This is a genomic window from Alienimonas sp. DA493 (assembly GCF_043951915.1).
Lineage (GTDB): Bacteria > Planctomycetota > Planctomycetia > Planctomycetales > Planctomycetaceae > Alienimonas.
Genome location: NZ_JBINJD010000150.1, coordinates 1 through 12296, shown reverse-complemented (window position 1 = coordinate 12296; position 12296 = coordinate 1). Strand labels below are relative to the sequence as shown.

The 12296-nt window shown below is 71.7% G+C and carries 9 protein-coding genes and 1 tRNA gene; 5 read left to right on the top strand and 5 right to left on the bottom strand.

Translation table 11 applies throughout. The features are described 5' to 3' along the window. Positions 1 to 95: 95 nt before the first annotated feature. On the bottom strand, positions 96 to 1340 hold the full coding sequence (locus ACG2DA_RS18155) for a zinc-dependent alcohol dehydrogenase (RefSeq protein ID WP_395257421.1): 1245 nt from the start codon (positions 1338 to 1340) through the stop codon (positions 96 to 98). 149 nt (positions 1341 to 1489) lie between these two features. On the opposite strand from ACG2DA_RS18155, the gene ACG2DA_RS18150 reads away from it, so the two are divergent. After that, on the top strand, positions 1490 to 3403 hold the full coding sequence (locus ACG2DA_RS18150; protein WP_395257419.1) for a PQQ-binding-like beta-propeller repeat protein: 1914 nt from the start codon (positions 1490 to 1492) through the stop codon (positions 3401 to 3403). A gap of 129 nt (positions 3404 to 3532) precedes the next feature. On the opposite strand, the gene ACG2DA_RS18145 is transcribed toward ACG2DA_RS18150, so the two are convergent. Beyond that, entirely contained in the window at positions 3533 to 4729 is a 1197-nt protein-coding gene (locus tag ACG2DA_RS18145; protein WP_395257417.1) for a hypothetical protein, read from the bottom strand. Between the two features lie 164 nt (positions 4730 to 4893). Between ACG2DA_RS18145 and ACG2DA_RS18140 the strand changes: the two genes are divergently transcribed. Beyond that, entirely contained in the window at positions 4894 to 6237 is a 1344-nt protein-coding gene (locus ACG2DA_RS18140) for a nucleotide sugar dehydrogenase (RefSeq protein ID WP_395257415.1), read from the top strand. A gap of 148 nt (positions 6238 to 6385) precedes the next feature. On the opposite strand, the gene ACG2DA_RS18135 is transcribed toward ACG2DA_RS18140, so the two are convergent. Next, complete coding sequence (locus tag ACG2DA_RS18135; protein ID WP_395257413.1) at positions 6386 to 7156, bottom strand: ribonuclease III family protein; 771 nt, start codon at positions 7154 to 7156, stop codon at positions 6386 to 6388. A gap of 151 nt (positions 7157 to 7307) precedes the next feature. On the opposite strand from ACG2DA_RS18135, the gene lpxK reads away from it, so the two are divergent. From lpxK to ACG2DA_RS18120, 3 genes are all read left to right on the top strand, one after another. Next, positions 7308 to 8432 (top strand): tetraacyldisaccharide 4'-kinase, encoded by a 1125-nt coding sequence (lpxK, locus tag ACG2DA_RS18130; protein WP_395257411.1) that lies wholly within the window; start codon positions 7308 to 7310, stop codon positions 8430 to 8432. Positions 8433 to 8525: 93 nt separating this feature from the next. Further along, positions 8526 to 8599, top strand: a tRNA-Val gene (locus tag ACG2DA_RS18125). A 397-nt stretch (positions 8600 to 8996) separates the two neighbouring features. Next, on the top strand, positions 8997 to 10211 hold the full coding sequence (locus tag ACG2DA_RS18120; RefSeq protein ID WP_395257409.1) for a DUF1559 domain-containing protein: 1215 nt from the start codon (positions 8997 to 8999) through the stop codon (positions 10209 to 10211). 201 nt (positions 10212 to 10412) lie between these two features. On the opposite strand, the gene ACG2DA_RS18115 is transcribed toward ACG2DA_RS18120, so the two are convergent. Together ACG2DA_RS18115 and ACG2DA_RS18110 are read right to left on the bottom strand one after the other, a co-directional pair. Beyond that, a complete protein-coding gene (locus ACG2DA_RS18115) occupies positions 10413 to 10544 on the bottom strand; it encodes a hypothetical protein (RefSeq protein WP_395257407.1) in 132 nt (43 codons plus the stop codon). A gap of 275 nt (positions 10545 to 10819) precedes the next feature. Beyond that, complete coding sequence (locus tag ACG2DA_RS18110) at positions 10820 to 12271, bottom strand: DUF1501 domain-containing protein (protein ID WP_395257423.1); 1452 nt, start codon at positions 12269 to 12271, stop codon at positions 10820 to 10822. Positions 12272 to 12296: the final 25 nt, after the last annotated feature.

Below are 12296 nucleotides of genomic sequence, written 5' to 3'. Positions count from 1 at the left end.
CCCCGCCCCTCGCTTCGCCACTCCCCCCCGCCCGCCCGGCGGCAACTCGCCCGCTTGCGGGGCGGGAGGGACGAACAACCCGCAAGCTCACGCGGTCAGCTCACGCGGCGGGACGACTTCGCCGGGTCCAGCTCCACCTTCATCCAACCGGCCTTGCGTTCGTCGAACTGCTTGTAGGCGCTGATCGCGTCCGTCAGCTCCTCCTCCACGGTCAGGACGTCCGTCGGCCGCACGCGGCCCGCCTGCACGATCTCGACGAGCCGGGGGATGTAATGCCGGTGGTGGCAGTTCCCCATGTTCATGGTCAGGTTCTTGTTCATCGCCTGCCCGATGGGGAACACCATCGCGGTCGGCGGGTAGACGCCGATGATCGACAGCGTCCCGGCCTTCGCCAGCCCCTCGACGGCCCACCGCAGCACCTGGCTGGGCGCCTGACCGGGCTCCCATTCGCCCTTGGAGCGGTCGGCGTCCGGGTTCGCGTTGGGGGCGGCCTTGCGGACTTCGAGGCGGAACTCCTGGGCCAGCTTGTCCGCGGCGGCCTTCGCCGGGCCGGCCGTCGGGGGTTCGGCGTCCACGCCGACGGCGTCGATCGCCCGGTCCACGCCGATGCCGCCGGTCAGCTCTTTAATGGCCTGAACCGGGTCCTCCTCGTTGAAATTGATCACCTCCGCCCCGCGGTCGCGGGCCTTGGCGAGGCGGTCCGGCACGCAGTCCACCGCCAGCACCCGGCCGGCGTCCATCAACTGGGCGGAGAGGATCGCGAACATCCCCACCGGCCCGCAGCCGAACACGCAGACGGTGTCCCCGGGTTCGATCTCCGCCATTTCCGCCCCGAAATAGCCGGTGGGGAAGATGTCGGAGATTAAGATCGCCTCGTCGTCGGTAACGGCCTCGCCGAGCTTCACCAAGCCCGTGTTCGCGTAGGGAACGCGGGCGTATTCGGCCTGCAAGCCGTCGAAGGGGCCGGTGTTCGCCGGGCCGCCGTAGAAGGCGGTGCCGGCCTCCCGGCCGTTGGGGTTCGCCTCGTCGCACTGGGCCTGGTAGCCGCTCCGGCAATAGGAACAGTGCCCGCAGGCGATGGTGGAGGGAATGACGACGCGGTCGCCGGGCGAGAGGTTCCGCACGTTTTTGCCGACCTCCTCCACCACGCCGACACCCTCGTGCCCGAGGATCGTGCCGGCCTTCATCCCCGGCATCGTGCCGCGGACGAAGTGCAGGTCCGTGCCGCAGATGGCGCTGGCGGTCAGGCGGACGATTGCGTCGGTGGGGTCTTTGAGCTTGGGCTCGGGGACGTTATCGAGGCGGATGTCGCCGATATCGTGCCAGACGACGGCTTTCATGGGAGGGGCTCGGTGCGGGGCGGGGGGAATGCGGGAGGGCTCCCAGCCTGTCGCCCGCGGCCCGATCGCGGCACGGGGGTTCGCGCCGGTCGGCGTGCGGGGCGTCCACCCGCGGGCAATCCCCGGCCGGAGACGGGTACGCTGTCGGGGTGACGCCGCTGACCTCCCTCGCCGCCCTGCTCCTCGCCGCCGCGGCGGGGGCCGCCGAGGTCGAGCCGCGAGCCTACGAGCCGCTGCCGGAGACGTTTCCCGCTGCCGGCCTGCCGGTGCTGTGGGAGGCGGATTTCGGCCAGGGCTACAGCGGCTTCGCGGCCGCCGGCGACTCGATTTATACGCAGGGCCAATCGCTGTTGGGGCAGTCGGTCCTCTGCCTCGACGCCGCGACCGGCGAGACGCGGTGGAGCCGCCGCACCGCCCACGCCTGGGACCCCGCCGGCCTCTACCCCGGCCCGCGATCGGCCCCCGCGGTGCATAACGGCCGAGTCTTTTATACGGAGCCGCACGGCACCGTCGGCTGTTTGGACGCGGAGACCGGCGAGCGGCTGTGGGGGTTCGACTTGTACGAACGCTTCGCCGCGGAGCCGGTGGAGTTCGGCTACTCCTGCCCGCCGGTTCTCGCCGACGGCCAATTATTCCTGCCCGTCGGCGGCGAGGACGCGGCGATGGTCGCCCTCGATCCGGCCACCGGCGCCACGCTCTGGCGCAGCGGGGCCGACCCGGCGAGCCACTGCCCGGCCGTCTGCATTGAACTCGACGGCCGGCCGCTGGTTCTGGGCTATCTGCGAAACGCCCTCGTCGCCTTCGACCGGGAGACGGGGGAGCAACTGTGGCGGGAAAAGCTGTCGGAGGGCTACGACGAACACGCCGCCCGGCCGATTTATCGGGAGCCGCACCTCTGGATCAGCGGTCCGTTCCGGGCCGGGTCGGAACTGCTGGAACTGACGGCCGACCCGCCCGGCGTGCGGCGGGCGTGGCGGAGCGAGGTTCTCAGCAACGACGTCTGCTCTTCCCTCCTCGTCGGCGAGAGTCTGTACGGGTTCGATCTGCACGACGTTCAGGCCAAGCCGCACCGGCCCAGCCGCGGGGCCTTCCGCTGCGTGGACTTCCTCACCGGGGAGATCCGTTGGACCGTCGGCACCATGAAGGCCCGCCGCAGCGCCGAGCCGGAGGCGATCGGCCAATCCAGCGTGCTCAGCGACGGCGAACGCCTGCTGATGCTCAACGACTCCGGCGAATTGATCCTCGCCCGGGCGACGCCGGAGCGGTACGAGGAACTGGGCCGCACCCCGCTGCTGCCGGGGGCGGTCGTCTGGACGAAACCGCTGCTCACCGACGGCGTGCTGTTTGCCCGCCACCAAGACCGGGCCGTCGCCGTGCGGCTCAGCGACGCCCCCACGGGAGACGCCGCGAGAGACAAGCGGGAGTCCGCGACTCCCGCCGACTCCCGCACCACCGGCGACCTGACTCCCGCGACCGACTGGAACGCCGCCGTGCTGCCGGTCGAGCCGGAATATATGATGGACGCCCCCACCCGCCGCATGCTGCGGGATTGGTTCGTCGTCTGCCTGCTCCTGTATTGGGCCGCCGCCGGGGTCGCTTGCGGGTTCGCGGGAATGTTCGGCCGGCGCCCCGCCGGAGGATTCGTCGCCCGGTTCCGTCTGTGGTGGTGCCTCTGGGCGTTTCTGCTGGGGGCGGCGGGGACGACTGCGCTCGGGCACGCGGCCAGGTCGTTCCTGTTCACCTGGCCGCTGGCGCTGCACGCGGCACTGTGGGCGACGGCGGGGGTGGCGTCGCGGCCGGGGGCGAAGCGGACCGACGACGTCGTCGCCGTCGGCCTGCTGGCGCTGTTCGGGCTGTATTACTGGCTCTGCCGGCGGCTGGGGCTGGCGTTCGAGTGGTCGTTCCTCGCCGGCCCGCCGGCCGCGATCCCCTGCGCCCTGCTGGCCCGCCGGCTGCCGGGCGGGGGGTGGAAGGCGGTCGTCGGCGAGATCGTCTGCGGCACGCTCGGCTTCGCAGCGAGCTACGCCGTCGGCTGCGGCCTGCTCTGGTGGCGCTACGGCTGAGGCCGCTCACGTTCAACACCAGCCCGATGCGCAAACATCGGCCGTCGGCGCAGCCGACGCGGCCAGGACGTACGGCCGGAGCTTGCGCTCCGGGCTGGTAAGCCTCGCGACGGTCAGCGGAAAAGCCTTCTAATTGCCCCGCCGACGGAACAGCCGCGGGAAGCGGCGGGGGAGCGGCCGGCGTTGCGGCGCGGCCTGCGGGGCGGGGTTCGATTGCGGGGCGGGGGCGGTCCGCGGGACGCCGCTGGTCCGCGGGGCGGTCTGGGTCGGTTCGGCGAGGATCGTCGCGGTCGTGTCCGGCGGGGCGTTCTGGTCGGCGGCGAGCGTGCCGTTCCAGGAGCCCGTCCTCCGCCACGTCCCCGGGGGGCCGCCGGTGAGCGTCCAGGAACCTTCCAGCCGCGGCGGACCGTTCGTCATGTCGGCCGTCAGCAGGTCCCAGGCGACCGTGCCGGTGAAGCCGTTCATCACCCAATCGCCCGCAATCCGGGCCGGCCGGCCGTTCGCGGCGGGGGTGAAGGTGAGGTTCGAGAACCGCCCCTCCCCGCCCAGCACGGTGCCGCCGTTGCCGGAGAACCGCACCTCGCCCCGCACCAAGTGCCCGGTCACGCTGGTGTAGGTCGTGTCCCACACGCTGTTCGACAGCGCCACGCCCTCCGTCCGCGGGCGGTCCGGGCGGCGGGCGGACGCGTCCGGCTGCGGGGTCGCCGAGGGGACGCGGTCGTATCCCCGGTCCGTGTCGAACTCCGGCGCCGGGGCGGCGACGGGCGACGGGTCGGGCGGCACGACGGTGATCGGGTACTGGTCCCGCAGGGACGTGCCCGCCTCCGCGGCCGACGGGTTCCGTTCGGGCACGGGGCGATACCCGGACTCCCGCTCCGAGGAGAGCGGCGGGAGCGGTTCGGGCGGTTGCGGCTCCGGCGGAACGGCCCGGGACGCGTCCGACGACCGATTCCCGGCGGCGTTCTCCGACGGGGCGGCGAGGCGGTTCCGCCACTCCTCGTCCGCGGTGTCCGACTCCTCAAAGAGCTGCGGCTCGTTCCCCGGCAGTTCGGTGATCGTCAGATCCGCGGCCTCGCCGGCGGGGGCGCCGTCCCGCGGGGACGACGGCGGCGGCGGCGGCGGCGGCGGGACGGGCGGCGCCGTCTCCCGCGCGGGAGCCGCCGGCGAGGGCAGCGGGGGCGGCGGCGCGGCGTCGGCGTCCCCCTGCTCCTCGCCGCCGACGGTCGGCGGGCCGGCGAGCAACGGCGGGTCGGCGGCGGACGCGGCGGTCGGAACCGCCGCCGCGAGACCCGCGGACAGCAGCGCGTGGGACAGGAAGCGGTTCACGGCGGGGGCCGGGGCGAGGGGGTGCGGTCGACGAGGGAGGCGTCACCGTACGACCGCCGCGGGGGGGCGATCGACGGGGGGAACCCGCAAAACCGGCTCAGCCGGTCGCTCCCCGCGGGTCCCGGCGGCTCTCCACGGGCGAGGACCGCGGCTATCCTGCCGGCATGTCCGCCGCCCCGCCCTCCCCCGCCGCAGGCCTCCGGGCCGCCCTGCAGAACCGCACCGCCCGGGTCGGGGTGATCGGGCTGGGGTACGTCGGCCTGCCGCTGCTGGACGCCTTCGTCGGCGCCGGGTTCAAGACGATCGGCTTCGACACCGACCGGGCGAAGGTGGACGCCCTGCGGGACGGCCGCAGCTACATCAAGCACGTGCCGGGCGCGAAGATCGCCGCCTGGCTCCGCGACGACGCCTTCGAGCCGACCGACGACTTCGCCCGGCTGAACGAGCCGGACGTGCTGCTCATCTGCGTTCCCACCCCCCTGACCGACGCCCGCGACCCGGACCTCTCCTACGTCGAGGGCAGCGCCCGGGCGATCGCCAAGGTCCTGCGGCCCGGGCAGTTGGTGGCTCTCGAAAGCACCACCTACCCCGGCACCACCCGGGACGTGCTGCTGCCGATTCTTGCCGAGAGCGGACTGACGGCCGGGGAGGACTACTTCCTCGCCTACAGCCCGGAGCGGGAGGACCCCGGCAACCCGGACTACACCGCCGCCGGCATCCCCAAGGTCGTCGGCGGGCTGGACGAGGTCAGCGGGGAGTTGGCCCGCCTCCTGTACGAGGCGGCCGTGGTGAAGGTGATCCCCGTCGGCAGCCCGGAGGTCGCCGAGGCCTGCAAGATTCTCGAGAACACCTACCGGGCCGTGAACATCGCCCTGGTGAACGAACTCAAGGTCCTGCTGGACCGCATGCACGTGGACGTGTGGGAGGTGATCGAGGCCGCCAAAACAAAGCCGTTCGGCTTCCAGGCGTTCTACCCCGGCCCGGGGCTGGGCGGGCACTGCATCCCGATCGACCCGTTCTACCTCACCTGGCTGGCCCGCCGGCAGGGCCTCAACACCCGGTTTATCGAACTGGCCGGCGAGGTGAACACCTCGATGCCGGAGTACGTCGTCGGCAAGGTGATTGCGGCGTTGAACGACGCGACGAAGCCGGTGCGGGGCAGCAAAATCTGCGTGCTGGGCCTGGCCTATAAAAAGAACGTGGACGACCACCGCGAGAGCCCCAGCTTCGAACTGCTCCGGCGGCTGGGCGAGCTGGGGGCGGAACTGAGCTACCACGACCCGCACATCCCCCGGATGCCCCGCGGCAAGCGGAACTACCCGGACCCGCCCGACCTCGTCAGCGAAACGCTCGCCCCGGAGTTTTTAAAGGGGTTGGACTGCGTTTTGATCGCCACCGACCACGACGCGGTCGACTACGAAACCGTCGTGAAACACGCCCCGCTGGTGATCGACTCCCGCGGGGCGACCCGGGGGCTGGAGGCGCTGGGCACGGTCGTGAAGGCGTGAGTGCGTCACCCCGAGCCCCGACCGTGAGGGAGGGGCCGTTCTCGATGATCCGAGCGAGTCCGCGGCGTCGGCCCCCTTTTCGGCGCCGCGTTCAATACTCAATGTCCGAGAGCGGCCGGCTCCCTGACGGTCGCGGCTCGGACGTTCTTCACCCCTCCAACTCCGCCAGCGCGGCGGCGGCGGCGGCCTGTTCGGCGGCCTTTTTCGTGCCGCCGGAACCGGACGGGTAGCGCACGCCGGCGATCACCGCCCGCACGGTGAACGTTCTCGCATGGTCCGGGCCGGTCGCTTCCAGCAGTTCGTAGCTCGGCGGGCCGTGGCCGGCGGTTTGGGTGCGGTGTTGTAAACGGCTCTTATAGTTCACCCCGTCGCCGCCGCGGCGCGCGGGGGGCGCGTCGCCCTGCGACGACGGCGAACCGGGGAGCGCTGGAGCGGGAGCCGGGGCCGGGTCGTTCTCGGCGGCGTCCAGCAGGCGGTTCACGCAGGCGCGGGCGGCCTCCCAGCCGCCGTCGAGGTACACCCCCGCGATCACCGCCTCGAAGGCGTTGCTGAGCACGCTCCGCGGCACTCGGCCCGGCCGCCCGGTCGCCCGCACGGCGCCGGCGAGCCCCTTGCCGGTGCGGATCCGCGGCTCCAGGTCCAACCGGTCCGCCAGCAGCGCGCAGTTGCGGCGGGAGACGAGGGCGCTTTTCAACTTCGTCAGTTCCCCCTCCGACAGGTCCGGCCGGGCGGCGTACAGCCGTTCGCACACCGCCGCCCCGAGGATCGCGTCCCCCAGAAACTCCAGCCGCTCGTTCGACTCCAACGGCGTGCGGGCCAGCGACGAGTGCGTCAGGCAGCGCCGCAGCAGCCCGCGGTCGGCGAAGGCGTGACCGAGGGCGGCTTCGAGATCCGCCGTGTCGAGATCGTCGGGCGCCATACGGGGGAATGACGAATGTCGAATGAGGAATGACGAAGGCTCCCCTCAGGCTATCGTCCCCGTTCGTCATTCGACATTCCTCGTTCGTCATTCCCGCGGCCGGGGGGATGTGCGGTTCCCCGGCCGCTCGCCTCGCGCGTACAACGTCCCCGTGACCGAAGCCGCCCTCCTCGATCTGATCTCCGGCCGCACGCGGGGGCCGTGGGCCGCGGCCCTGCGGCTGGGGCTGCTGTCGGCGTCGCTGCCGTACGGGCTGGCGGTGCGGGCCCGCAACGCGGCGTACGACGCGGGGCTGAAGCGGGTTCGCCGGGTCGGGGCGCCGGTGATCTCCGTGGGAAACCTGACCTGCGGGGGGACCGGCAAGACGCCGATCGTCGCCGACCTCTGCCTGCGGTTGCGGGCGGCCGGCAAGCGGCCGGCGGCGCTGTCGCGGGGCTACAAGTCTTTGGAGGGCGAGGGGGCGAACGACGAGAAACTGCTCCTCGACGCCCTGATGCCCGGCGTCCCCCAGGTGCAGAACCCGGACCGCGTCGCCGGGGCGGAGCACGCCCTGCGGGAGCGCGGGGCGGACTGCTTGGTGCTGGACGACGGCTTCCAGCACCGCCGGCTGGGCCGCGACCTGAACCTGGCGCTGATCGACGCCACCGCCCCCTTCGGCCCCGGCAGTCTGCGGCGGGCCGGCTGCCGCGGCCGCGTGCTGCCGGCCGGGTTGCTGCGGGAGAGTCCCTCGGCGCTGCGGCGGCGGGCCGACCTGATCCTGCTGACCCGCTGCGACGCGATCACCCCCGACGAGCGGGCCGCCGTCGAAGCGGCCCTCACGGACCGGGCGCCCGGCGTGCCCGTCGTGCCGGTCGCGTTCGCCCCGACGACGCTGATCGACGTCGCCGGCGCCGCCGAGCCGTTGGGGACGGTCCGGGGGGCGACCGTGGGGGCCTTCTGCGGCATCGGCAACCCGGCCGGCTTCCGGGCCACCCTGGAGGGTCTGGGGGCGAACGCGGCGACCTTCGAGCCCCGCCCGGACCACCACGCTCACACGCCGGCCGACGTGACGGCGATCGCCCGCCGGGCCGCCGACGCCGGGGCGACCGCCCTGCTCTGCACGGAAAAGGACCTCGTGAAGCTGCGGACGGCGGCGTTCGCGGGCTTCTCGCCCCCCCTGCCGATCTTCGCCGTCCGCATCGCCGCGACCTACCCGCAGGGCGACGCGGCCCTGACCGCGGCGCTGACGAAGGCCGTGGGCGTGCCGGTCGGCGGGGCGAACGAACCTGCGGCCTGATTGACCGGCGGCGTGATTGACCGCGAACCCGTCGCGGTCTATCGTGTCCGCCGAACGTTCGCCGCCCTCTTCACGGGGACGGCTAACGAACCGGGACGCGTAGATCAGTTGGTTAGATCGCCACGTTGACATCGTGGAGGTCGGTGGTTCGAGTCCGCCCGCGTCCACTCGCATCCCGAACGCCCGGCGACAATCGCCGGGCGTTCTTCTTTGCGCGGCGGCGACGTCGCGCGGCCCCTCCGCGAGCGCCTCCGCCAAGGCAGGCGCCGACCGCGGCCGGCGGCAGCCCGGCCGCCCCCCGGTTCGGGACCGGAATCAGGCCGCCCGCAAACGGCGCCGGCGCCGCTGCGAGCGCGATACGCAAGCCGCCGTCGATACGCACATTTCAGTCCGCGAATCGCGATTATCGCGCGGCGGAGGCGGGGCGCCGGTCTTGTGAGTCCGTCCGGGACGGTCGAGCATGAATTGACCTTCTCGACGGCGCCGCACCTCCGGCCCGTCGCCTCCCGCCGCCCCGTCCTCGCCGGAGGGGGCGCCCGCCCCCTTTTTCATCTCACGTCCACGATGTCTCGACCCCGAACGCAGCCGACGCGCCCCGGCTTTACGCTGATCGAACTGCTGGTGGTCATCGCGATCATCGCGATTCTCGTCTCCCTCCTGCTCCCCGCGGTGCAGCAGGCCCGCGAGGCCGCCCGCAAAAGCCAGTGCCAGAACAACCTCAAGCAGCTGGGGCTGGCCATGCACAACTATCACAGCACCTATAAAACCTTCCCCTCCGGAACGACCGGCATCGGCAACCCGGACGGCGGGTGGTCGGGACCGCAAGGCACCATCGCCGACTGGAGCCTGTTCCCGATGCTCGCTCCCTACCTGGACGAGACGGCCTACTGGAACCAGATCAGCCGCCCGCTGACGACCGAAACCACCACCTTCGTGCCGTTCGGCATGTGGCCGAACATTAATACCAGCAACGGCTACCCGCCGTTCGCCCACCAGTTCAAGACGCTCCTCTGCCCCTCGGACCCCACGGAACCGACCGGCAGCGGCAACACCAACTACGGGCTGAACTGGGGCGACAACGGCCAGGTGATCATGTACGACGGCCGCGAATACTTCGTGAAACGGGCCCGGCCGGCGTGGCGCGGGATGGGCGGCGCCATGATCGGTTACGCCGGCGCGACGAATGCGGAGGCGAGCCGTCCGCACTTCGGCATCTCGGCCGTCCGAGACGGTTCCAGCAACACGCTGTTGTTCGGCGAGATCGGCCGCACCGGCGGCTCCCCGACCTACCAGGGGGCCGTGGCCCAGGTCGACGAACTGGAGAAGGCGGACACCTACGCCGACGCCTACCAGTACATGAACCCCAAGCGGGACTGCCTGGACGTCGTGACGGCCGCGTCCGGGGACAAGCCGGGCTTCTATCAGACCGGGTCCGGCGTGTCCGCCATTCATCTGCAGAAGGGGCGGAACTACGCCATGGGCTATCCCTCGATCACCGGCTTCATGACGATCCTCCCGCCGAACGGCCCCTCCTGCGACACGGGCGACTGGGGCGGGGCCCGGTACGGCTACGCCGCGGGCGGCATCCACTCCGCCGGCAGCTACCACAACGGCGGCGTGCAGGTCTGCCTGGTGGACGGCTCCGTCAACTTTATCTCCGAAACGATCGACACCGGCGACCTCTCGTTGCCGAACGCGACGTTCGGTCCGTCGAATTACGGCACGTGGGGCGCCTTGGGCTCGCGTGACGGCGGCGAAGTGGTGGACGACGCCTTCTGAGCCGACGCGGTCGTTCTCCGAACGACTTTCCCGCCCCGTCGCAACGTTGCCCCGATCGGCCGACGGCCGATCGGGGCGTTTTTCTTGGCCGAGAGAGATCGCCCCGGAGCGTCGGCGGCGCAGCGAAAACCGCCCGCCGTACGAATCGCCCGGTCTGCCGGGACGGTTTCTACGGCGGGCGGAGGGGAAAGCTTCCGAACGTCAGCGGGCGACCGCCGGGGGAGCGGCCGTGTTTTCCGGCGGGACCATCTGCTCCGGCGGGCCTTCGTCGCCGGGATCGACCGCCCCGCTTTCGCCGGACGAGCAGCCCGGCGCCGCGACGACGGCGGTCATCAGGAGGGCGGACAGCCCGACCGTCCGGCCGAGCGTTGAAAACGTGCGGCCGGCGGCGCGCCCCGCAATGAAATGATCGGACAAAACAGCGTCTCAGTTCGCAGTCGGAGGATCACGCGGCGAGCAAACGTGAGACGTATTCTAACGCCGCCCCGAGCGGCGGCGAACGACCGGCGCGGCGTCGGTCTTTAATTTGCCGGTTTGTCGTCAGGTTGTCGCCGGGTTGCCGTCGCTCCCCCGCTCACGTCGCCCCCTGGCTCACGTCGCCCCCTGGCTCACGCCAGCGCCTCGGTGACGACGCGGGCGGGCTTCACGCCGGTGAGTTTCTGGTTCAGCCCGCGGAACGGGACGGACAGTTTTTCGTGGTCGAAGCCGAGCAGGTGCTGCACGGTCGCGTGCACGTCGCGGAGCGGCACGGGGGTGTCGGCGGGGAGGTAGCCCAGTTCGTCCGTCTCGCCCACCGTGGCCCCCGGTTTGACGCCGCCGCCGGCCATCCACCAGGTGAAGGCGTGGGGGTTATGGTCGCGGCCGATCATCGCCATCGTCGTGCCGCCGCGATTCTCCCGCATGGGCGTGCGGCCGAACTCCCCGCCCCAGATCACCAGCGTATCGTCCAGCATTCCCCGGCGTTTGAGGTCGGCGATCAACGCGGCGACCGGTTTGTCCATCTCCCGGCACTTATCTTTGAAGCCGTGGTTGAGGGCCTCGTTTTTGCCGGCGCCGTGGCTGTCCCAGCCCCAGTCGAACAGTTGGATGTACCGCACGCCCCGCTCCGCCAGCCGGCGGGCCAGCAGGCAGTTGTTGGCCAGGCTGGCGCCGTCCGTCGTGCCGTATAATTCGTGCGTTTCTTTCGTCTCGCCGGAGAGGTCGGTCGCCTCCGGCACGGCGGCCTGCATGCGGTAGGCGAGTTCGTACTGCTCGATCCGGGTGAGGGTCGCCGGGTCGCCGAACTCCTGGTGGGCGAGTTCGTTCAATTCCCGCAGCGTATCCAGCGCCGCCCGGCGGGCGGTCCGGGAGACGCCCCGCGGGTTCTCGACGTTGAGGATCGCCGGCCCGCCGCTGCGGCACTGCACGCCCTGATACACGCCCGGCAAAAAGCCCGACCCCCACAGGGCGTTGCCGGCCCGCGGCGGACGGCCGCCGGAGAGCAGCACCATGAAGCCGGGCAGGTTCTCGTTTTCGGTCCCCAGCCCCCAGGTCGTCCAAGCGCCGACGCTCGGCTTGCCCATCCGCGGGTCGCCGGTGTGGGCCATTAATTGAGCCGGCCCGTGGTTGAACTGGTCGGACTGCACGGTTTTGAAGAAGCAGACTTCGTCCGCCGGACAGCCGTAGCCGGGCACGGCGCCGGCGAAGTGCGGCAGGCGGTCGGAGACCGGGTGGCCGCTCTCGCCCCGCTTTTCGAAGGGGAACTGCGGGCCGAGCAACTGCGGCACGCCCTGGATGAAGGCGAACCGCTGCCCCTCTAAATACTCCTGCGGGCAGTCCTTGCCGTCGTACTTTTGCAGGGCCGGGCGATAGTCGAACAGTTCCAGCTGGCTCGGCGCTCCGACCATGTGCAGGTGGATGACCCGCTTCGCCCGGGCCGCGTGCGGCGGCCCGGCCGGCGGGCCCGCGGACTCGTTCGCCGCGGCGAGGCGCTGCGAGAGCCAAATCCCGCCCACCAACCCGGCGGAGGCGTCCCGCAGGAAGTGACGACGGGTGACGTGGGCGAGGGCGGCGGGGGTCATGGGCGTAGGGTCCGCTGTGCGGACC